Here is a 21,487-nt window from a genome sequence, read left to right on the forward strand (position 1 = left end):
CCGGGTACCCTTTTATTGACTGATAAGCCGATCATCTCTTGCAAATAGTGGATACTCATTTCATAATGATGATGGATGTAACAAACGGAATGTCAGTTGAAAATGAAGTCAAAAAAGGAGAGACCGATGACAAACATTCAATTAATCGCAACGGATTTAGATGGAACCTTATTGAACAGTGAACACAAAGTCAGTCAGGAAAACGAGCAGGCATTAAAGGAAGCAGCCGCGAGCGGAATTGAGGTTGTCGTTTCAACAGGAAGAGCGTATTTTGATGTGAAATCTATTTTTGACCAGCTAGGTATGAATACGTGGGTGATTAGTGCAAATGGAGCTGTCATTCATGATCCAGATGGGCAGGTGTACCATTCGGCTGCTTTAACCGAAGAAAAAGCAAAACACATCTTATCATGGCTTGAAGAGCGTGATTACTACTATGAAGTTTTCACGAATGAGGCCATTTTCACACCGAACCGCGGCAGAGAGCTTCTTGCCATCGAAATGGACCGCTTAAAGAGTGCAAATCCAGAAACGGATACGAATGTCCTGAAGCAAGCGGCTGAAGTGCAATACAGCCAGTCGGGCTTTGCCTATATTGATACATATAAAGAGTTGTTTCGTGAGGATCAAAAGCTGTCATTTTACAACATCTTAGGCTTTTCGTTCTTCCAAGACAGATTGAAAGCCGGGTGGGATACGTTTGGACATGATTCAGAATTAACATTGGTCAGTTCGGCTGATCATAACTTTGAAATTGGTTCAAAGGATGCGTCAAAAGGGCAGGCATTGACAAGGCTGGCGGAAAAGCTCGGTATTCCTCTAAGCCAAACAGCGGCTGTAGGAGACAGTTTAAATGACGAATCCATGATTCGGGCAGCTGGTATTGGTGTTGCAATGGGGAATGCGAGACAGGATATAAAAGAACTAGCCGACCATGTCACGTTAACAAATGATGAACATGGTGTGGCGCATATGATTCAACATCTGCTGAAATAGACGAATTGGGTGTTTTGTATAATTCTTATAGGATGAAGCGCATTCTACAAAAGAGAAATCAGAACTACTTCTATTTACACCTGGTGTGGAACATCATATAATTTCATTATGAGTATAACCCGCTTGTAAGGAAATGAAGGAGAGTACACGAATGGCGCTGGAATCTTATAAGTCCGAAAATCTGCATTTAATCAAGGAAGCCTTAGACTATACTCAGGTTGGCCTGACGGTAACGGACCCGTCTTTACCTGATAATCCTTTAATATATGTGAACAAGGGCTTTTTAGATATGACAGGCTATCAAGAAACCGAAGTATTAGGGAAGAATTGCCGTTTCCTTCAAGGGGATGAAACTGAGCAAATCGTGTTAAAACAAATGAGGGCAGCCATTGAAAACAAAGAGGCTGTCACTGTTCAGCTGAAAAATTATAAAAAATCTGGACAAATGTTTTGGAACGAGTTAAGTGTGGCTCCTCTTTGGATAGACGAAAATGAAGGGAAACGTCTTTATTTCGTTGGTCTGCAAAAGGATGTCACGAAGGAGAAGGAACAGCAGGAGCTTCTTGAGCAATCAATTGATGAAGTGTTGAATATTTCTGTACCGATTGTTCCGGTGAAGGATGGTATCTCTGTGTTACCGATCATTGGTACGTTAACAGCGCCAAGATTTAATAAAATCATTTCAACGGTCTCCACCTATATCTCTCAATCCAAGGACGATTATTTTATTGTGGATCTGTCCGGTTTATTAGAGGTCGATTCATTTGTGGCGGATGCCATCTTTAAGTTGAACGATTTGATTTTAATGACTGGCACTGAACTGATTGTGACAGGAATTAAACCAAATCTTGCGATGAAAATGGGAGAAATGAGAGAAGACTTCCGTGATTTGAATACGTATATGAATGTAAAATCTGCTTTGAAAAAGCTGCAAATTTAACATTTTTTCATATGAAAATGAAAAAAGAGGACTTTTCATCGAGCTTGAGAAAAGTCCTCTTTTTGCTGTGGTTAAGATGATTGAGCGGCCGCACTCAATGTAAATAAATCTTCTAGTTCGTTCGTCGATAGCTCTGTAATCCAGCTTTCACTTTGGATAATTTGATCATTTAATGTTTGTTTTGTTTCGAGCATTTGATCAATTTTTTCCTCAATTGTGCCGGTTGTGATCATTTTATGGACGTGCACAAATCGTTTTTGTCCGATACGATACGCACGGTCTGTCGCTTGGTTTTCCACGGCAGGATTCCACCATCTATCATAATGAATGACATGATTGGCGGCGGTTAAGTTCAGTCCTGTTCCTCCTGCTTTTAGAGAAAGAATTAAGATGTTGAACTCTTTTTTCTGGAAGCGTTCCACCATTTTGTCCCGCTCAAGTTTTGATAAACTGCCATTTAAAAATTGAACGGGTTCTCCAAACATCTTTTCCGCAAGTTGTTTGATCATGTTGCCCATTTCAATATATTGCGTAAAGATGAGGCAACTTTCTCCTTGATCATGTATGGCTTTTAACAGCTCTGCTAATTTATCCATTTTTAATGAACGTTTCAACAGCTTCACATCTGTCCCGCTTTCTTTTAAATAGAGGGCAGGGTGATCACAAATCTGTTTGAGTCTGCCGAGCATACTTAAGATGATGGCCTTCCGCTGCATCCCTGTTAATGAAGCCATGTGTTCGAATGTATCCTTGACGAGCTGTTCGTATAAAGATGCCTGTTCAGCCGATAACGGGATGAATTCTTTTTCTTCTAGTTTCTCAGGCAGGTTCAGGGCGACCTCTTCGTCTTGTTTTGTTCGTCTTAATAAGAAAGGTTTGATCAGCTGCTGCAGCTGTTCAATTCTTTTTTGTTCACGATCTTTTTCAATTGGAAGGACGAATTTTTTATGAAAGCTGGTCAGGCTGCCGAGATACCCTTTGTTGACGAAGTCGAAAATGGACCACAGCTCTGTCAAGCGGTTCTCCATCGGTGTCCCGCTGAGGGCAATGTGATGCTGCCCTTTTAATTGCCTGATCGCTCTCGATTGTTTCGTATGGGCATTCTTAATGTTCTGCGCTTCGTCTAAGCAAATGGTATTCCACTTGGCTGATGTTAATTCATCACGATCAGAGTGAGAGAGTCCGTAAGATGTCAGGACAATATCTGTTGACTCATATGCTTTGGTGAAGTTTTCGCCTTGTGGACGTGATGGTCCGTAGTGCAGAGCGACATTCAAGTGTGGTGCAAATGTTTCCAGCTCTCTTTGCCAGTTACCTAAAACAGAGGTTGGCGCAATGATGAGAGATGGAGCGGCGTCTTGCTCCTGCTCCTTCAAATAGGTGAAATAAGCGATCATTTGAATCGTTTTACCAAGTCCCATATCATCTGCTAAACAAGCGCCGAATCCATGAGATCTTAAAAATAAAAGCCAATTGACACCGTGCTGCTGATATGGGCGCAGTGTACCTTTAAAGGATTCACTCATTTTGTAGGAAGGCAGCTCTTTTGTATCATTTAGCTGATGGACAAGGCCTCTTAATTGAGAAGAAAGTTCAAATTGAATATGAGCAAATGCCGAGCTGTCCAATAGTTCTGGAACCGCTTCAGAGGAGGCCTCTTGATCTGCTAGTTCACGAGATAAAATATCAGACATGTGAAGCCCTTCGTTTTCGGCGCGCGCCATCCATTTTTTCATTTGCTGGATGAAGGTCGGGTCGATTTTGATCCATTGTCCACGAATGTTGACAAGGCGGCGTTTACTTTGAACAAGCTCATTGAACTCATCTTCTGTCAGCTCAATGCCATTTGTGGCAAAGCGCCAATTAAAGTCCATTAAGGCATCCATTCCAACATGCGATTCGCCTCGCGGTGTTGAGGAAACCTTTGCTTTTAGCATCATGGTGCTTTCTTTGACGATTTGCCACCACGATGGAAGCAGAATCTCGATGCCCATATTCACAAGTGTTTCACTTGCTTCAGATAGGAAAAGCCAGGCTTCTTCTTCTGACATGAGCGTTGTACCAGATGTGAAAGAGAGCCAGGGAACAATTTGACTGAATCGCTCCAGTTCTCTTGCGATTTTTTCTTGATATGGACGCCAAGATTTTTTTAATGAACGGTTGCCTTCAAAGAAGTGAAGACTGCTGTTTTTCTTATCGCGCAAAAACAATTCGATTTTCCAATCATCCCCGTCGAATTCCGGCTCATTTAAGCGCAAGCCGACAGTGAAAGGCGTCTCATCTTCAATCCAGCCAATCGTCTCCAAGAAATCCTGCTCATCTAAAAAATGTCCTTGGAAGGATGAAAGGGCAGGCGATTGTGCAGTCATTCGGTTCCATTTGTGCTGCAGGGTATCATCATATTGAATATAATCCTGTACGGCAGCGGAAAACCAATCAGCCGTATAGCCCTCTAATAAGCCTTCTTTGTCTTTAAACCGGATCACGCCCTCTGTCCATGCCTCGTAATCTGGAACGAAATCTTCATCCTCGATGAATTCGTAAATGGTAGAGGCTGTTTTCATAAGCGGCTCTGTTTCATCCGTTAAGGTCACATGGCTGAAGGTATTAAATGAATTTTTTCCTAGCAATTCCACGGTCATCCAAGGGCTTAACAGGAAGGCAGGTGTGCCAATAAAGCTCACATCTTCTAAGAATGTTCCATAAAAAGAAGATTCGTGCCATTGAAAAAGCTGCCTCTTCATTTCATTAAGCGGAACAGGGTGTCCGTCCTCTGCTTGCGCTGAAATGGTGAAAGAGAAATCTTCTGTTTGTTCTGCATGAATGACAATTTGTTTATGGCGTGTCATCAATCAATTTTCCTTTCTTCATTTCCTCTTGGAACGCACGCAGCCGTTTCGTTGAATCTTGCAGCTGCTTTACATATCTTTCCCAAATCACGGTTTTTTTCGTTTTATGATAAAGCGTACGCAGTTTTTTGAGCATTTTCACAGACTCTCGATAGGCACTTCGGTTCTTTTGATCGAGGAGCAGTGAGATTTCACGATGGTACGAAGGAATGAGCGCTTCAGGTTCTTCTTTTGCAATCTGTTTGATCAGTTCTTTCTCCAATTCGCTGATGGAGAAACCAACGAGGCTGTGTATTTCAATCCATTCTGCGTAGCGCTGCTGTGCATATAAAAGCTGGCTATATTCAGTAAATGCATAAGGCATACAGACTTGGAGGTAGCGTTCATACAAGTGATGATCTTTCGTCTGCTTAAAGTATGCATCTAAATAAAAGAAGAAATCACTGACGGCTCCTCGCAGTTCTCTGTAGGAAAGGTCCAGCTGGCAATATTCTTCTAATATATATGTGATCTCGTGATACCAGTGATTAAGCCGCTTCCAATCTTTGCGGTTTGTGAGATCCTTTAGCCAATTGAGCACATTTGGCAGCATATCTGCATTGAGCAGCTGTAATTGCTGAAAGAGTCGTTCGTCTTCTTTTAGCAAATAATCCATATGCATCAGCCCGATGGTGCGCTCAACCGTTTGTTCTTGCTGCTGTGCTTTTTTGAGTAATGTGGTTTCATTTTTGACCCATTTCCCTCTATTTAATATAGTTCCCCAAATCTCCATAAAGACCGCGACTCGTTCATGCTGGAAAGGTCCGTCTATTTGAAGAAGTGTCCGAACGGCAGTTGGTGTGTTTTCAAGAAACGGATCGAGGGAAAAGGAAAGTGCATATGTCTTTAAATGATCCACTGAATCAAAAATGGTGTTCATGAGCTGTTCTACATAAGGATTCATGGAATAAAAGTCCTTTTCGGCATCAAGCCGGCCGAGGTCGATGAGCTCATGAAGCCTTAGCCACACATCGATAGACATATGAATCGCATACAAACTCTTGAATTCAGGTGAAGTGGGTGCGTGTTTTTTCAGGACCGATAAATAGCCGTAATACAAATGCTGTGGTGTTTGCTGGTGCTTCGGTGTTCGTTTAAGCCAGAGGTTAAATTCCTCTTGGAAAAAAGTCAGCCAGCTTTGGAGTGATTGTTCGTCTGGGCGCTTCACTTGGAAGTGCTGGCGAATCAGTTCTTTGCTGCGCTGTAACTCATCCTTTTCTGACCAATTCTCTGTAAAGCCGGTCACACTCTCTACTTGAGCGTACAGCGAAAAGAAGACAGCGAGGATGTGTTTACAAAATCCATCAGCTGGACAAGTGCATCTACTGATGATTGGTAATAATAGTTGCAGATTCACCTTTGCTACCACGACATCATGGACATAAGCTGACCATTCGGTATCAGACTCTTGCTTGAGACGATATACGCTGTCCTGTCTATAAGTAATCAATGCTTTTTTGATGAGTTGTTTGTTTTCATCTGTTGCAGGAAGAAGTTCTTTGATCTGTTCGGCTGTTTGTTTGATTTCTTCCTCGTTGATGTTGTGCTGAAGCATTTGATCCGCTCCTAACCAAGTAAAAGATTCCAATTCTTTTATTATAGCTCAATGGTGATTTATAAAAAAGTTTTTCATGAAAATGGTCATAAATTTCAAAAGCTGTCGAATGATGTATTAGAGTATTGCATAAACCAACCATACAGCATATAATAATGAAATTAGTGGATTCGAAAGGATACAGACATGGATAATAAGGGTTTAAATCAAGAAGAATTTTTAAAGATTTTGATGTACGCTCATGATATTGGTGAAAATTCAAATGATGTCACAACAAAAGAAATGCTTGAAAATCTGATTGCTCATATTCGAAATGGTCTTGTTTCATAAAAGTAGCCCCCTGCTCGTGACAGCAGGGGGTTTTTGTATGCTTTTATGAATGGAACGAAAACTCCCGGCATACGATGACATTACAAGCATAAGGAGTATGGGGAGCTGATGGATCATGAATATTGCGATTGCAGGCTGTGGGTATGTGGGGCTTGTCACAGGGGTATGTTTAGCGGAGGCAGGGCATCATGTGACATGTATTGATATTGACCGGCGCAAGGTCATGAAGCTGAAGCAAGGGACTCCTCCAATGTATGAGCCGGGATTAAAAGAGCTGCTCAAACGAAATCTAGAGCAAGGACACATTCATTTTCACATCAATGGAGCGGCAGCCTACTCAGAGGCTGATGTGTTAATGATTGCTGTCGGTACCCCGCAGCAGGCAGATGGTCAAGCTGATTTGCAGTATGTCTTTCAGGCTGCAAAGGAGATGGGCTTAAAAGCGAAGCCAGGCGCGGTGCTTGTGGTGAAAAGTACAGTGCCTGTCGGAACGGGTGATCAAATTGATCGTTTGATTCATCAAGAATTAGGCCGGAAGGAGCCATTATCTGTCGCATCTAATCCAGAATTTTTACGGGAGGGGTCTGCCATTTCAGATACATTGAGGGCGGATCGGCTTGTGATTGGAGCGGAAACACAGAACGTCTTAGACCAGCTAGAGGACATGTATGCTGATTTTCACCTACCATTTGTAAAAACAGATCGTAAAAGTGCAGAAATGATCAAGTACGCATCAAATGCTTTTCTTGCCACAAAAATCAGCTTCATGAATGAAATTGCTTCGATTTGTGTAAAAACGGGGGCTGATGTTGAAAGGGTGGCAGAGGGGATGGGACTGGATCAGCGGATCGGTTCTTCGTTTCTCCGGGCTGGCATTGGCTACGGTGGTTCTTGTTTTCCGAAGGATACAAATGCACTTGTCCAAATTGCAGGGCATGTGTCCCATGATTTTGAGCTATTGAAGGCTGTGATTAAAGTGAACAATGAGCAGCGAGCAAGTTTTATTCGAGGTGTGCAGGAGCGGATGGGGGCAAACCTGGAAGGGAAGAGAATCGCCCTTCTTGGTCTGTCTTTTAAGCCGAATACCGATGATATGCGGGAAGCGCCGTCGATTGCGATTGCCCATGAGATGCATGAGCTAGGTGCCGATCTGGTGGCCTATGATCCAGTTGCCGCACACAAAGCAGCTCGTGAATTGCCTAAGCAAGTCTTTTTTGCTCAAACCATTGAAGAAGCGATAAAGGATGCCGATGCCGTCTGTATTTTAACAGAATGGGCGGATATTCAGACTTTTCCGCTCTCAGCCTACAAGGGTTGGATGAGACACCCGCTTATTTTTGATGGACGAAACTGTCATACGCTTGAAGCGGCAGAATTAGCAGGGGTCGAATATCATTCGATCGGGCGTCGTCCAGTCTCGCCTATTTATATGTAAAAAGAAAACCGATAACAGCTGATGTTATCGGTTTTCACGTTAATGTGGAAGAATGAATCCGCCATATAAAAATGCAGCCACAATCAAAAAGGCAGGGTGCAATTTGAATTTGGTCATTAAGAAAAATGAAATAGCGGCAATGGTGAGCGATTGAGTCCAGCCAATGGCTTTCACGGCATCCTCGCCAATTTCCCAAGTTAATAAAAGCATCATCATTGCGATGACAGGCTGTACGGATAAGGTCATGCCTTTTACGACAGGGGATTGGCGAAAGCGGTCAATGAGTTTCAGTAACAATATTAATCCAACAGCTGAAGGTAATACGGTGGCAAGTAGTGCCACAATGAATCCTGGCCAGCCCATGACATCATAGCCCACATATGCCGCAATTTTCGTCGCGATTGGTCCTGGGAGTGCATTGGCTAAAGCCAGCATATTGGAGAACCCTTCGTTCGTCATCCAATGAAAATGATGAACAATTTCTTCATAATTGAGCGGAATAGATGCAGGGCCTCCTCCATACCCTAATAGATTGGACAAGAAGAATGCCCAGAATAAAAAGAGAATCAGTATCATGAAGACACTCCTTTCTCTTTATTTGTCCGATTCCAGCGATTTTTCAGTTTGAAATGAAGGGCACCGTAGAATAAAAAGATGATGACAATAATTCCTGGATGGATCGACAGCACCTGAAGACCGACAAATGCCAAAAGAAATAAAGCGACTCCAAAGATCATGCCGAAGCCTTTCAGCGTTTTTTGTCCAAATTCATATGCCATGATGCCTAACAGAACGGCAATGACAGGTGTCACAGCGCCGATCATATTTTGAATAATAACTGAGGAGCTTAAGACACCGACAAGTGTGACAAGTGCCACCATGGCGAGACAGGTCGGTAAAATATGAGCAGCTGTTGCGACAATTGCACCGGATACGCCTTTTAATCGATAGCCGAGGTAAGCCGACATTTTTGTGGCAATCGGACCGGGTAATGCGTTAGCAATGGCGAGTGTTTCTCCAAATTCGTCGTCATTGATCCATTGGTATTTGACCACCGCTTCATGGCGAATGAGCGGAATCACGGAAGGGCCTCCGCCAAAGCCGAGAATACCGGTTCGTACCATAGCGATAATCAGTTCAATATATGATTGCAAGTGGTTCAACTCCTATCTACAATTTCATGCCCATTCGGCTTTTGTATCGTTTAATGAGCATTTGGCAGTCGACACTGACGACGCCTTCAAGCGGGTATAACTTCTTTGTCAGGAAAGTCTCCATTTCCTGGTCGTTTTGAAAAATGCCATGCATATGCAGCTTACTTGGTCCTGTCATATGATAAAGGCTTGTAACGGCTGTTTCCTCCTCAAGCTGAAGAGCGACTGTTTCTAAAAATTTCGGCTCAACTTCTACATTAAAGAAGACAGAGACATGAATGCCGATCTTGGCTGGGTTAATGACAGCGGTGAATCGTTCAATGACACCTGCCTCAATGAGCTGCTGAATCCGGGCTTGAACGGCAACACGCGAAAGACCGACTTGTTTTCCGAGATCTGTATAGGACATACGACCGTCCTCATGTAAGATGGATAAAATTTGTTTGTCTCTTTCGTCTAATGTTAAGTTTGGAATACTATAGTCGTTAGACACCATATAACCACCTTTCTTCTGTTGATATTCTATCATATTTTATTACGAATAGAATGTTTATTTTCTCATTTGCTAACGAAATGAAAATATAATAATCAATCAATAGTCTTTATGTATATAAAAAACACCTCGGATCACCGAGGTGTTCAGATTGTAGAGAAACTCATGTTTTTCTACAATCTTTTTTATTTTCATCGTAATGATGGTGGATAAGATTGAATGAAAAAGGCCTCCCACACACCTAGCCTAGCTTCGCTAGGTGTGTGGCAATCTTCTTCATGTTCTGACAGGCAGCTGTGAGAAGCACTTGCTCACTCACATTTTGTTTTCCCCTCAACCGGCAGTAGCGAAGCCCATGCAGTTGTTTTGAATCTGCAAAGCTTCGCTCTATTTTTTCTTTTCTTTTTTTGTATAGCTCTTTTCCAGCGGGAGACAGACGATTTTGTCTGACCTTTTCTTTATGTTCCTCCCACACATGTCTTGAGATGACCTTTTGATGATTTTTAGATCTTGTACAGTTTTCAAGAAAAGGACACGAAGCACATTTTTTGGGATCTGATTTGTAGAACCTATAACCTTTTCGATCAGTTGTGGTATATGAAAGCTTTTCACCCTTCGGGCATATGTAGTGATCGTGTTCAGAGTCATACTGAAATTTCCACTTCTCAAATAATCCTCTTGTTGGATGAAAGCGTCTATGTGCGATAACACCAAAAATACGTCGATCGGATAAACCTTTACAGATTGGGGTTGTCAAATAACCAGAATCAAGGGCAACAGCTTCTACTTGAAAACCAAATCGTGCGATTTGGTGATCCAGTCGTTCAAGATATGGTACAGAATCGTGGACATTACCTGGTGTGACATGAGCATCAGTGATGATATTGTACTTCATATCTGTTGTACGGTGGTCTAGGTAGAAAAAGCCTTCTGGCTTGTTTTCACGATAAAGATAGCCACTTTCAGGATCAGTCTTACTTTGACGAATGTCTTTTTCCGTTTTCACCTCCTCTTTTACCTTTAAGGGCTTTTTTCCGTGTGCCACCCGATCTTCTTGGATCGCTTCTTCTAAATCATTTATATAGTTCTGGGTATCTTGTTCAATCGTTTTTCTCGTATATTTATGTTTATTGGCATTGGCTTTAAGATGAGTTGAATCAGTAAAAAGAACGCGGCCTCCTACCATATCATGATTGATAGCTTGAAGCACGATCTCGTCGAAAATGTCTTGAAAAATCGTTGTATCTTTGAATCGAGTACGACGATTCCAGCTAATGGTCGAGTGATGAGGAACGGGGTCATTGATGTTCAAACCTAAAAACCATCTATACGCCATGTTATAGTAAATTTCTTTTTCAAGTTGTCTTTCAGAACGGATACCGTACAGGTATCCGATAAACATCATTTTGAACAAAATAAGCGGATCAAGAGAAGGGCGACCTTTATTCTCGCTATAATACGGTCTTACTTTATCTACGATAAATGAAAAATCAATGTACTGATCAATTTTACGAAGCAGGTGATCCTCTTCGACCAGTTGATCTAGCAATACAAATTCGGCTTCGTGCTGAGAAGAATTTCTAGTGTGGAACATGAGAAAAACACCTTCCTTTAGTATGCTTTTCTCTATTATAAAATGAGGGGATGGAAACTTTAAGGGAAAAATAAAAGCTGTCGAGATTTTCTCGACAGCCTGAACACCTCGGATCACCGAGGTGTTATCATTTTATTTTTCTGGGCTGCTTTCCGCGCTGGCAATTTGCTGTGCAAGGTCAGCTCGATCAATGTCTGCTTGGAAGAAATCCTGCGTATTTGGCAGATGTAAATTCATATGACGTTTTTGAGACATTCGAATGGTCACTTGATCAACGGTGTAATCAAATACGTGCCCGCCGACACTTCGACCATCGTCAATAAAATGAAGATGATATCCACTCACTGCAATGCCATGTGCGTACTGCGGTGTACGGAAGCCTGCGATAGTCCCGTGAATATCCTCGAAATCGAAAATAGGCTGTGACTTGACTGCTTCCACCATTGGAACGTAAGGTTTTCCCTGTTTTTCGACCGTACGGGTTTGAACCTTTTTGAAGGAGCCATCAATACGAATCGCATAAAAGATATTCTTGCTTGGTAAGATACGGTCGATTTCTTTCTCCAGTTCTTTGGACGTCATCGGTGTATCAATTCGATGAACGATGTCTGTTTCAAAGAAGGCTAGAGAGCAGAAAGGTGAATAATCTTGATCTGTTACCGGTGTGGCTGTTCCATCAGAGCGCAGTCGATAAAATGTGCCGTCAAAGCCGATCAATTCCCCATCTAACTGATTGAATGTGCCAATACCGAAATCACCATGTTCAGGGATATGTGATAGAGAGAAATCTCCATCGTATACGGCTTCAAGCAGTGAGGTCATCGTTGATACTTGATAGATCTCGTGCCGTTTGTCATGCTGTTTTGTGTCGTTCTGTTGGTTCATTGGGTGCATCATCCCCATATTCGCTCACTCCTTTGATGTCATTTATGGAAATCTTATCTGACATTTAACGTTCGTTTTTCACGAAAGACTTCTGGCCATTTTTGACTGGCGAGGTCTGGGTTGTCTTGATAGTCAATCGGTATATCAATAATGACAGGTCCTTCTATGTTTATACCCTTTTCAAGGACTGTTGAAAGCTCTTCAGGTGAGTTCACGCGTAATCCAGTTGCTCCAAAGCTTTCGGCATATTTCACTAAGTCAATCTGGCCGAACTCAACACAAGATGTGCGGTTATATTTCATTTCCTGCTGGAAAGCCACCATATCGTATGTGCTGTCGTTCCAAACGAGATGAACGAGGTTTGTTTTCATGCGTACGGCTGTTTCTAATTCCATCGCAGAGAAGAGAAAACCGCCATCCCCTGAGACAGAAATAATTTTTTCATCTGGATTCAGTATGGAAGCGGCAATCGCCCATGGTAAGGCCACGCCGAGGGTTTGCATGCCGTTACTCACCAGGAAAGTATTCGGTTCATAGACGCGGAAGTGACGTGACATCCAAATGGCATGAGAGCCGATATCACATGTGACCTTCGTGTCATCTGGAATGAGTCTTCTCAACGTATGAATGACATCCAGCGGGTGAGATAAATGACTTTCTCTTTCTGGTGCTTTTTCGATGTCGTTTAAAAGCTCTTGTAAATCAGTGACGAGATCTACGTTCTCTTTGCATAGTGAAAGTGGAACGCTGTCGAGGGCTAGATGTTGGACGGTTTCAGATATATTGCCCACAAGCTCAAGCGCAGGTTCGTAAAAATGGTCGATATCTGCCTGGATGTCATCAACATGGATGATTTGACGCTGCTGCGGCTTTAGGTTCCAATGCTTCGGATCATACTCGATGGGATCAAAGCCGATGGTTAACACAACATCTGCTTGTTCAATGAGAAGATCTCCTGGCTGATTACGGAATAAGCCGATTCTGCCCACATATTGAGGCTCAAGCTCTCTTGAAAGAACGCCGGCTCCTTGGTACGTTTCGACAAATGGGATACCAAGTGTTTTTAATAATTTTCTTGTGGCATTTGCCGCAGCAGGACGACTAGCTTTCATTCCCACAATCGCAACAGATAAGTGCGCATTTTGAATTTTGGCGATGGCCGAACTGATGAGAGCATCCGGTGCAGGACCTAGTTCTGGAGAAGGGTGAGCAGACACTGGTGTTTGTGTGGTGTGTTCTGTCACGACATCTTGTGGAAAGCTGATAAATGCTGCTCCAGCTTGACCACTTTGTGCCGCGCGAAAAGCATTTGTTAATGCTTCTGGTATATTGTTTACGTCTTGTACTTCAACGCTATATTTTGTCACTGGTTTGAATAATGCCGCATTGTCGAGTGATTGATGTGTTCGTTTGAGCCGATCCGCACGCATGACGTTTCCAGCGATTGCAACAACAGGGTCACCTTCCGTGTTGGCTGTTAATAGACCTGTCGCTAAATTGGATGCGCCAGGACCTGATGTGACGAGACAAACACCTGGTTTACCAGTTAAACGGCCGACAGCTGCTGCCATAAAGGCTGCATTTTGTTCATGCCTGCATAGTACAAGCTCTGGACCTCTGTCTTTCAATACATCAAATACCGCATCAATTTTTGCGCCTGGAATCGCAAAAACATGGGTCACACCTTGAGCAATCAGCGTATCGACAATCAACTCTGCTCCTCGTTTTGTTAGGGGTTGTGTCTGAGAATTCATGTACCCCGCACTCCTTTCGGCAAGTAAAATTTTTTATGAAAATATATTTTCATGATATGATTTACTATACATTTCACAAATTAGATTTTCCAATATATGTTTAACGTAGTTTTAATATGTTTCACGAATAAGTGTGTGAGGAGTGAAAGGATGGAACTGAGACATTTGCAGTATTTTGTCACAGTGGCGGAGGAGCTGCATTTCGGCAGAGCGGCCGCACGATTGAATATGACACAGCCTCCACTTAGTCAGCAAATTAAGCAGTTTGAGGAAGAATTGGGATTTCCTTTGTTTCACCGGTCTAAACGAGTGGTGGAGTTAACGGCTGCTGGGAAGGTTTTTTTACATGAGGTCCGGGGCGTGCTGCATCAGCTGGATAAAGCCGTCGATCATGCCCGTCATACAGCAAGAGGGGAGCTTGGAAAAATCATCATTGGTTTTGTTGGAACAGCGACGTATGATATTCTGCCGCCAGTTGTACGTGAATTCAGAGAGCTCTATCCCTCTGTCAGTATTGAGCTGAAGCAGCTTTCTGTACCGCAGCAGCTCAGGGCACTTTTGAACGGGGAAATTGATATTGGATTTTTACATCCTACCTCACCGCATGAAGAACTGGTCAGTCGTTTAATGAAACAAAGTGAATGTATTTTTGCGATTCCGAAAAATCATCCATTGGCCAAAAAAGAAACGGTCACCATTGAAGATATTCGTCATGAACCGATTATTTCTTTATGTAAGGAATCGTGGCCGTCCCTTTATCAGCACTTTATTCTGCTATGTGAAAAGTATGGATTTTCTCCGAATATCGTGCAGGAAGCGGCGGAATATCAAATGGTTATTGGACTTGTTACAGCAGGTATCGGTATTGCTGTCATTCCAAAATCAGCCCGGCGTTTATTTAACTTAGATGTGGTGTATCGGTCAATTGAAGATGAACAGCTGCTGGCGGAATGGACCATTTCCTATAGACGAGAAAACCATAATCCGGCTTTATTTCATCTTGTCCACCATATACTTCATCGCGCTGAGCCGGAGCAAGGGCAGACAGAGATAGACATGGGATGATGTCGTTACATAAAAGAGGAGGCATGCTTGAAGTGATTACATTACAAATGGATCAGCTGTCACGAAAAGAAGCATATAAATTATTATCTGGTTCCATTGTTCCAAGACCCATTGCGTTTATTACAAGTCTGTCTAAAGAACATGTCGTCAATGCCGCACCATTTAGTTTCTTTAATGTCGTCAGCGGACACCCGCCGCTCATCGCTGTTTCTATCGGGCGACGTCAAGGACAGATGAAAGATACAGCGCAGCATATCATCGACAGGGAAGAGTTTGTGGTCCATGTGAGTGATGAAGCGATGATCGAAGATATTAATGAAACAGCTGCTACTTTGCCGCAGGAAGAGAGTGAGCTGGATCGCACCGGTCTTCATCAAGTGGAGAGCCATGTCGTTTCAGTGCCGGGGATTCAGGAAGCGCGCATTCGCTTTGAATGTCAGCTGGAAAAGCATCTCACCTTTCAAAATGATGAAGGGGAGATCACAGTCGATCATATCATTGGACGGGTGGTGTGTGCGCATTTAGATGAGACTGTTTATGATGCGGAAAAAGGCTATGTTTCTACTCATGAATTGAAGCCAGTTGCGCGTTTAGCGGGAAATGATTATGCCCATTTAGGCACGTCCTTTGTGCTGAAAAGACCAGAATAATGTGAAAAACCCCCAAGCTATCGGGGGTTTTCGTTTATTTCTTTTGTTCGAGTTTCAATGGAGCTGCAATGTTTTTCTCTACTTTCTTGCCTTTTAATACATCGCTTGCAGCGTCGACTGCCAGCTGACCGATCAGCTCTGGCTGCTGCGCGACTGTTGCGGAGAGCTTTCCTGCTTTGATCGAGTTCAGTGCATCTTCGTTACCGTCAAAGCCGACGACAAGAATGTCTTTTCCAGAACTTTGGATCGCTTCTAAAGCGCCAAGTGCCATTTCATCATTATGGGCAAAAACAGCTTTGATGTCTGGGTTTCCTTGAAGCAGGTTTTCCATGACATTCAGTCCTTTTGTCCGGTCAAAGTCAGCGGCTTGTTTGGCTGTCACATCTAACTCTTTGTCTGCAATTTGATGGAAGCCTTTTCCTCGTTCACGTGTCGCAGAAGCGCCTGGTACACCTTCTAGTTCAGCCACTTTTGCTCCTTTACCAACCTTGTCGATCATAAAGTTCGCTGCCATTTCGCCGCCTTTGATGTTATCTGAGGCAACGAGTGCTTCTACCTTTCCACTTTCTGCTGAGCGGTCTAATGTGATGACAGGTATATTTGAAGCATTTGCTGATTCGACAGCGGTTGAGATGGCAGAGGAATCGGCTGGGTTAATGAGTAATGCATCGACCCCTTGTTGAATTAAATCTTCAACATCACTTGTTTGTTTGGCTGAATCATTTTGTGCATCTGCAATGACCACTTCAATGCCAAGCTTTTTCGCTTCTTTTGTCACACCGTTTTTGAGAGAAACGAAGAATGGGTTATTTAACGTCGAGATCGACAGACCAATTTTAATATCTTTTTTCTTGCCATCCTTTGTTGATTTGGCCCACTCTGGCGGTTCTAGCGAGCAGGCAGAAAGCATGAATAATGAGAGAGTCATGATCAGGATTACATATTTTTTCATAGCAGCTGCCTCCTTAAGCAGATTTCTTTCTGTCGAGTAGGACTGCAATCAAGATGACAATCCCTTTCACAACAGACTGATAGAATGATGAAACACCAAGTAAGTTCATCCCATTGTTCAAGACCCCGATGATGAGTACCCCGATCAGTGTGCCAACAATGCGTCCTCTTCCGCCAGACAGGCTCGTCCCGCCAAGTACAACGGCAGCAATCGCATCAAGCTCATACGACGTACCAGCTGTTGGCTGAGCAGAGTTTAGTCGAGAGGTTAAAATCGCCCCTGCTAAAGCAGACATGAAGCCCGCTAATGAATAAATCATGATTTTCACGCGTGGTACTTTAATGCCTGAGATGAGCGCAGCTTTTTCATTTCCTCCGATGGCATACGTTCTTCTGCCGAAAGGTGTTTTATGAAGCAGCACCCAAAGCACAATAAAGGTGAGAAGCATGGTGATCGCTGGAACAGGGATACCTAAGAAATATCCGCGGCCAAATAGCTGAAACGCATAGTTAGAGCCTAACCCTGTAATGGGGTTTCCGTCTGTATAAACAAGCGTCAATCCTCTGAAAATCGTCATCGTGGCAAGTGTTGCGATAAAAGGAGCCATCTTTCCTTTTGTAATTAAAAGACCGTTGACCATTCCAAGAATGGCACCGATGATACATCCAACGATGATGGCGAGAATCGGGTCCATGCCAGACACAATAAAGCCGGCGGTCAGAGCACTAGACAGCGCTAGAATTGCACCGACAGACAAATCAATCCCTCCGGTTAAAATAACAAACGTCATTCCAAAGGCAATGAGGGCATTAATGGAGATTTGTCTTAGTAAGTTTAAAATGTTTAATGGCTCTAAAAAGGCTGGATTTAAAATAGAAACAATGGCGACAAGGATGATGAGTCCTAAGAATGGCCCAAGCTTTTGCATGATGTGGTCGAATCGTCCATTTGAAGTAAGTGGTTTCATGTTACTTCCCTCCTGTAGCTAGTGTCATAATTCGTTCTTGTGTGGCTTCTGTTTTATCTAATTCTCCGCTGATGGTTCCTTCATGAATGACCAGCACTCGGTCGCTCATCCCTAGAACTTCTGGGAGCTCAGAGGAGACCATCAAAATCGCAACGCCTCGATCCGTCAGCTCGTTCATGAGCTGATAGATTTCTCGTTTCGCCCCGACGTCAACACCTCTTGTCGGCTCATCTAGAATCAATACCTTCGGCTGAATGCCGATCCATTTGGCGATGACGACTTTTTGCTGATTTCCACCAGACAGGCTGCGTGCAGAAATGTCAGATGAAGCTGTTTTGATCGTCAGCCTTTTGATGAGCAGGTCTACAAAATCTTGTTCATTTTTCTTGTCAATCAGCCCTTTTGGAGAGAAGCTGTCTAAGTTAGGTAAACTGATGTTTTCTCGAATAGATGCATCCAGCATCAGTCCTTCATCTTTGCGATCCTCTGTGATAAAGCCAATGCCTAGCTTGACGGCATCACTTGGCTTTTTAATGACAGCCTTTTTTCCGTGTACCCAGATTTCCCCTTGGTCAAGTGAATCGAGGCCAAATAGCGACCGCATCATTTCCGTCCGGCCAGCTCCCATTAAGCCGGCGACACCGACGATTTCTCCTGCTCTGACTGAGAAACTGATATCTTGAAATCGTCCTTTCCTCGTCGCTTGTTTGACCTCTAGGACAACATCACCTTTAGAAGGTGTGCGCTCAGGGTAACGATCTGTTAATTCGCGGCCGACCATTTTTTTGACGACTTCATGAAAATTTGTGTCTGGTATCGCTTTCGTATCGACCGTTTTTCCGTCACGCATGATCGTGATTCGATCACAGATCGCAAAGATTTCCTCCATACGGTGAGAAATATAGACGATGGAAACGCCTTCTTTTTTGAGTGATTCAATGACCTGAAATAGCTTGTCAATCTCTCTGTCTGTGAGAGCAGCCGTTGGCTCATCCATGATGATGACCTTCGCATCTGTCATTAACGCTTTTGCAATCTCAATCATCTGTTTTTGTCCTACAGAACAGCTTCCTGCCTCTTGATCAAGTGAGAGGTTGACAGACAATCGGTCCAGCTGCGCTTGGGCGAGGGCTTTCATTTTCTTGGTGTCTAGGAGACCAAGCTTTGTATAGATTTCTTTTCCAATGAATAAATTCTCGAGTACGGTCATATCAGGCCATATGTTCAGCTCCTGATGAATGAAGGCGATTCCGTGCTGTTCAGCTTCTTTCGGACTTTTGAAAGCGGTTTCTTTTCCGTCAATTTGAATCGTTCCTTGATCCACTGAATAAAGGCCTGTCAGCAGGTTCATTAAAGTGGATTTTCCTGCTCCGTTTTCACCCATGAGCGCATGGACTTCACCTGTGACGAGGTCAAAGGAGACCCCGGATAGAACGGTGTTTTTCCCAAAGGCCTTATGGATGTTATGCATCTCAATGTTCATATGTGGTTCCTCCTTTTAAAAGATGACACCGGCATGAAGAATGCAGTTTGCGTATGGGGTCGCTTCGCCCGTTCGAATGACTGCTTTTGCCTGTTTGGTCATGTCTTTGAACGTCTCGTGGTCTACTTCATCTAAAGGATGTGAGAGCGCTTCCTTTAAAAACAAATGATCTCTCTCATTGGCTTCTTTGATTTCACTGGCTACGGTGATTTTTTCAACGGCCATTTCCCGAAGCAGGAGGGATGTGACCACCTGAAAGGATGGTGTGCCGATTGATAATGCAAGGTCGATCTTGATTGGACCTTCTGGAATTGGCAGACCGCAGTCAGCGATGACGATTGTATCTGTATGACCAAGGTCAGCAAGCACCTTGGCGATATGACTGTTTAATATGCCGTTTTTTTTCATTCTTTCTTCTCCAATTCGTCTCTTGTCGGCATGCCGCCTTGTGCGCCAAATTTAGTGACAGAGATGGATGCTGCGAGATTTGCAAAGGCCAGTGCGTCATACAGAGACTTTCCTTCTATTAGTGCTACAGCCAAAGCTCCGTTAAAGGTATCGCCCGCTCCTGTTGTATCGACTGCTTTGACAGGGTAGCCCGGGACTAATACTTCTTTTGATCCATCAAAATATCGTACGCCATTTTTTCCTTCTGTAATGAGTAATTTGTTTGGATATTGACGCAAAGCTTCTGCTATTGTGAGTCCATCAAACATAAGAGCTGCTTCGTGCTCGTTTGGTGTAATATAGGCAGCTTGATTGAATATTTGCTGAGACACTTGACGAGCTGGTGCGGGATTTAAGATGACTGGAATCCCTTTCTCACTGCAAATGGCGCAGACGGCTTCGACTGTTTCTTCAGGAATTTCTTGCTGAATGAGGACCATTCCAATGTCTTCAATAGAAGAAAGCGCCTCATTTACATAGTGAGGTGTGACCTCATTGTTTGCTCCTTTGACGACAACAATGCTGTTATCTCCTTCTGCCAAAATGATATGAGCTGTTCCGCTTTCCATATCGGTAACCGGTTTCATATAGGTGGTGCGAACACCTTGTGCTTGTAAATTGCGAATGATGTCCTGACCGTAAGCATCATCACCGACTCTGCCAACCATATATACATCTGCGCCCAGCCTTGCACTTGCAACGGCTTGATTGGCGCCTTTTCCGCCTGGGACCGTTTTAAATGATTCGCCCAAGACGGTCTCTCCGGCATTCGGCCGCTTATTCGATGTGACAACTAAATCCATGGAACAGCTTCCTACGACAACAATTTGACTCATTGTGAATCCACCTTTCTTGTGGTCTCTCGTTCAATAAAAGAGACGGGCATTTGAATAACTGATTGATCTATTGGCTGCTTCTGAATGGCTTTGATGATCAGCTTTGCAGCTTCTTTCCCCATGTCATAGGCGGGCTGCCGTATCGTTGATAAAGAAGGGAAAAGCAGTTCGCTTTGCGGAATATCATCAAATCCAATGATTTGGACTTCATCTGGAATGGCTTTTCCGATTCGAAGCGCTTCGTGTATGACGGCTGTTGCTACGATGTCGTTGCTGGCAATAATGCCATCTGTTTCAGGGTACAGCTGAAACAGAGCCTTGGCGCTTTTTCGGGCTTCCTGAAAGGAAAAAGAAGCGTTAGACATCACATGGAAGTTGGCACCTTCTTCAGTCAGAACATCGAGAGCGCCTTTGAATCTTTGCCGCGCTGTTTGAAGATGAGCGGGCCCTTTTAGCAATGTGACCTGCTGGCTGCCGCGTTTGATTAATTCCATTGCAGCTATTTTCCCGCCTGCCATAGCATCTGCAAAAACAGAAGGTGCGTTTGGAACGGTTCGGTCTAAGAACACAACAGGCAGCTCATCATCATTGTACAGATCCGATTCAGGTTCGTTTGTGACAGCGATGACACCGACCACTTGATTTTGCTTAAAGGTTTGTAAATAGGCCATTTCCTTCTCTCGATCTTCATCACTGTTTCCGAATAATAATCGAAAACCGTTCGCATGTATCTCATCCTCAACGCCTCTAGCCAGCTGAGGGAAGAAGGGGTTTGTGATATCAGGTAAGATAAGACCAACTAATCTTGATTCTCTTTTAAAAAGGGATCGTGCCACTTCATTGGGGAAGTATTTCAGCTCCTGCATCGCTTGTGTCACGCGGGTTTTCGTATCAATATGGACGTATCCAGTATCGTTGAGCACGCGTGAAACAGTCGCAACAGACACTTGTGCAGCTTTTGCAACATCTTTAATTGTAGCCAATGGAGTGCCTCCCTTCGTTGATGTGTAACCGTTTACACAGATAGATTATCACGAAAGCATTGAAAAGACAATCTTAAAAA

Annotated in this window: 20 protein-coding genes; 6 read left to right on the forward strand and 14 right to left on the reverse strand. The window is 43.5% G+C overall.

From position 1 onward, the window contains the following. The first annotated feature begins 135 nt into the window (after positions 1–135). Both BK049_RS10470 and ytvA read left to right on the forward strand, forming a co-directional pair. Positions 136–996: a Cof-type HAD-IIB family hydrolase gene (locus BK049_RS10470; RefSeq protein ID WP_217265634.1), complete on the forward strand. Its 861-nt coding sequence runs from the start codon at positions 136–138 to the stop codon at positions 994–996. A 151-nt stretch (positions 997–1,147) separates the two neighbouring features. Further along, entirely contained in the window at positions 1,148–1,936 is a 789-nt protein-coding gene (ytvA, locus tag BK049_RS10475) for a YtvA family blue-light photoreceptor (RefSeq protein WP_083381113.1), read from the forward strand. A 71-nt stretch (positions 1,937–2,007) separates the two neighbouring features. Here ytvA and BK049_RS10480 read toward each other — a convergent pair whose 3' ends face one another. Continuing rightward, the gene (locus BK049_RS10480; protein WP_071168457.1) at positions 2,008–4,785 is read right to left on the reverse strand and encodes a DEAD/DEAH box helicase; all 2,778 of its coding nucleotides are present in this window, start codon (positions 4,783–4,785) and stop codon (positions 2,008–2,010) included. Then, entirely contained in the window at positions 4,772–6,379 is a 1,608-nt protein-coding gene (locus BK049_RS10485) for an SWIM zinc finger family protein (RefSeq protein WP_071168458.1), read from the reverse strand. Before BK049_RS10485 ends, BK049_RS10480 begins: the two co-directional genes overlap by 14 nt. 186 nt (positions 6,380–6,565) lie before the next feature. Here BK049_RS10485 and BK049_RS19510 point away from each other — a divergent pair, with 186 nt between their 5' ends. Continuing rightward, positions 6,566–6,709: a YwzD family small protein gene (locus BK049_RS19510; protein WP_003214884.1), complete on the forward strand. Its 144-nt coding sequence runs from the start codon at positions 6,566–6,568 to the stop codon at positions 6,707–6,709. 115 nt (positions 6,710–6,824) lie between these two features. Beyond that, positions 6,825–8,144, forward strand: coding sequence for a UDP-glucose dehydrogenase family protein (locus BK049_RS10490; RefSeq protein WP_071168459.1), 1,320 nt, complete (start codon positions 6,825–6,827; stop codon positions 8,142–8,144). Positions 8,145–8,183: 39 nt separating this feature from the next. Here BK049_RS10490 and chrA read toward each other — a convergent pair whose 3' ends face one another. The 6 genes from chrA to alsS all read right to left on the reverse strand — a co-directional run bounded on the left by chrA (position 8,184) and on the right by alsS (position 14,024). Next, positions 8,184–8,720 (reverse strand): chromate efflux transporter ChrA, encoded by a 537-nt coding sequence (gene chrA, locus BK049_RS10495; protein WP_008354833.1) that lies wholly within the window; start codon positions 8,718–8,720, stop codon positions 8,184–8,186. Then, positions 8,717–9,298 carry a chromate efflux transporter ChrB gene (gene chrB, locus BK049_RS10500; protein WP_008354832.1) on the reverse strand — a complete coding sequence of 194 codons (582 nt, stop codon included), beginning with the start codon at positions 9,296–9,298 and terminating at the stop codon, positions 8,717–8,719. The genes chrA and chrB overlap by 4 nt, the downstream gene beginning before the upstream one ends. 16 nt (positions 9,299–9,314) lie before the next feature. Then, on the reverse strand, positions 9,315–9,791 hold the full coding sequence (chrS, locus tag BK049_RS10505) for a chromate efflux transcriptional regulator ChrS (RefSeq protein WP_071169219.1): 477 nt from the start codon (positions 9,789–9,791) through the stop codon (positions 9,315–9,317). Between the two features lie 241 nt (positions 9,792–10,032). Next, positions 10,033–11,385: an IS1182 family transposase gene (locus BK049_RS10510; RefSeq protein ID WP_071167934.1), complete on the reverse strand. Its 1,353-nt coding sequence runs from the start codon at positions 11,383–11,385 to the stop codon at positions 10,033–10,035. A 132-nt stretch (positions 11,386–11,517) separates the two neighbouring features. Beyond that, complete coding sequence (budA, locus tag BK049_RS10515; protein WP_071168460.1) at positions 11,518–12,288, reverse strand: acetolactate decarboxylase; 771 nt, start codon at positions 12,286–12,288, stop codon at positions 11,518–11,520. A 35-nt stretch (positions 12,289–12,323) separates the two neighbouring features. After that, positions 12,324–14,024: an acetolactate synthase AlsS gene (gene alsS, locus BK049_RS10520; protein ID WP_071168461.1), complete on the reverse strand. Its 1,701-nt coding sequence runs from the start codon at positions 14,022–14,024 to the stop codon at positions 12,324–12,326. 150 nt (positions 14,025–14,174) lie between these two features. Between alsS and alsR the strand changes: the two genes are divergently transcribed. Next, positions 14,175–15,089, forward strand: a complete 915-nt coding sequence (gene alsR, locus BK049_RS10525; RefSeq protein WP_071168462.1) for an acetoin biosynthesis transcriptional regulator AlsR — start codon at positions 14,175–14,177, stop codon at positions 15,087–15,089. A 32-nt stretch (positions 15,090–15,121) separates the two neighbouring features. Beyond that, complete coding sequence (locus BK049_RS10530; protein WP_174549228.1) at positions 15,122–15,739, forward strand: flavin reductase family protein; 618 nt, start codon at positions 15,122–15,124, stop codon at positions 15,737–15,739. 34 nt (positions 15,740–15,773) lie between these two features. Here the strand turns inward: BK049_RS10530 and rbsB are convergent, their stop codons facing one another. Genes rbsB through BK049_RS10560 form a run of 6 tightly spaced genes read right to left on the reverse strand, consistent with a single transcriptional unit; the run spans position 15,774 to position 21,407 of the window. After that, the gene (rbsB, locus tag BK049_RS10535; RefSeq protein WP_008354820.1) at positions 15,774–16,691 is read right to left on the reverse strand and encodes a ribose ABC transporter substrate-binding protein RbsB; all 918 of its coding nucleotides are present in this window, start codon (positions 16,689–16,691) and stop codon (positions 15,774–15,776) included. Positions 16,692–16,704: 13 nt separating this feature from the next. Further along, a complete protein-coding gene (rbsC, locus tag BK049_RS10540; RefSeq protein WP_071168464.1) occupies positions 16,705–17,658 on the reverse strand; it encodes a ribose ABC transporter permease RbsC in 954 nt (317 codons plus the stop codon). Position 17,659: 1 nt separating this feature from the next. Further along, positions 17,660–19,141: a sugar ABC transporter ATP-binding protein gene (locus tag BK049_RS10545; protein ID WP_071168465.1), complete on the reverse strand. Its 1,482-nt coding sequence runs from the start codon at positions 19,139–19,141 to the stop codon at positions 17,660–17,662. Positions 19,142–19,156: 15 nt separating this feature from the next. Further along, on the reverse strand, positions 19,157–19,549 hold the full coding sequence (gene rbsD / locus BK049_RS10550; protein WP_071168466.1) for a D-ribose pyranase: 393 nt from the start codon (positions 19,547–19,549) through the stop codon (positions 19,157–19,159). Then, entirely contained in the window at positions 19,546–20,424 is an 879-nt protein-coding gene (gene rbsK, locus BK049_RS10555) for a ribokinase (RefSeq protein WP_071168467.1), read from the reverse strand. The genes rbsD and rbsK overlap by 4 nt, the downstream gene beginning before the upstream one ends. Further along, a complete protein-coding gene (locus tag BK049_RS10560) occupies positions 20,421–21,407 on the reverse strand; it encodes a LacI family DNA-binding transcriptional regulator (RefSeq protein ID WP_071168468.1) in 987 nt (328 codons plus the stop codon). Before BK049_RS10560 ends, rbsK begins: the two co-directional genes overlap by 4 nt. Positions 21,408–21,487 lie beyond the last annotated feature (80 nt).

It is taken from the genome of Bacillus xiamenensis (assembly GCF_001857925.1).
In the GTDB taxonomy this organism is placed as follows: Bacteria; Bacillota; Bacilli; order Bacillales; family Bacillaceae; genus Bacillus; species Bacillus xiamenensis.

What these genes read in the sequence shown, in the direction of transcription:
- BK049_RS10510 (WP_071167934.1), bottom strand. Translation starts at nt 11,385, where the DNA reads ATGTTCCACACTAGAAATTCTTCTCAGCACGAAGCCGAATTTGTATTG.
- rbsK (WP_071168467.1), bottom strand. Translation starts at nt 20,424, where the DNA reads ATGAGTCAAATTGTTGTCGTAGGAAGCTGTTCCATGGATTTAGTTGTC.
- BK049_RS19510 (WP_003214884.1), top strand. Translation starts at nt 6,566, where the DNA reads ATGGATAATAAGGGTTTAAATCAAGAAGAATTTTTAAAGATTTTGATG.
- alsS (WP_071168461.1), bottom strand. Translation starts at nt 14,024, where the DNA reads ATGAATTCTCAGACACAACCCCTAACAAAACGAGGAGCAGAGTTGATT.
- chrA (WP_008354833.1), bottom strand. Translation starts at nt 8,720, where the DNA reads ATGATACTGATTCTCTTTTTATTCTGGGCATTCTTCTTGTCCAATCTA.
- rbsB (WP_008354820.1), bottom strand. Translation starts at nt 16,691, where the DNA reads ATGAAAAAATATGTAATCCTGATCATGACTCTCTCATTATTCATGCTT.
- alsR (WP_071168462.1), top strand. Translation starts at nt 14,175, where the DNA reads ATGGAACTGAGACATTTGCAGTATTTTGTCACAGTGGCGGAGGAGCTG.
- BK049_RS10480 (WP_071168457.1), bottom strand. Translation starts at nt 4,785, where the DNA reads ATGACACGCCATAAACAAATTGTCATTCATGCAGAACAAACAGAAGAT.
- budA (WP_071168460.1), bottom strand. Translation starts at nt 12,288, where the DNA reads ATGGGGATGATGCACCCAATGAACCAACAGAACGACACAAAACAGCAT.
- BK049_RS10485 (WP_071168458.1), bottom strand. Translation starts at nt 6,379, where the DNA reads ATGCTTCAGCACAACATCAACGAGGAAGAAATCAAACAAACAGCCGAA.
- rbsC (WP_071168464.1), bottom strand. Translation starts at nt 17,658, where the DNA reads ATGAAACCACTTACTTCAAATGGACGATTCGACCACATCATGCAAAAG.
- rbsD (WP_071168466.1), bottom strand. Translation starts at nt 19,549, where the DNA reads ATGAAAAAAAACGGCATATTAAACAGTCATATCGCCAAGGTGCTTGCT.
- ytvA (WP_083381113.1), top strand. Translation starts at nt 1,148, where the DNA reads ATGGCGCTGGAATCTTATAAGTCCGAAAATCTGCATTTAATCAAGGAA.
- BK049_RS10490 (WP_071168459.1), top strand. Translation starts at nt 6,825, where the DNA reads ATGAATATTGCGATTGCAGGCTGTGGGTATGTGGGGCTTGTCACAGGG.
- BK049_RS10545 (WP_071168465.1), bottom strand. Translation starts at nt 19,141, where the DNA reads ATGAACATTGAGATGCATAACATCCATAAGGCCTTTGGGAAAAACACC.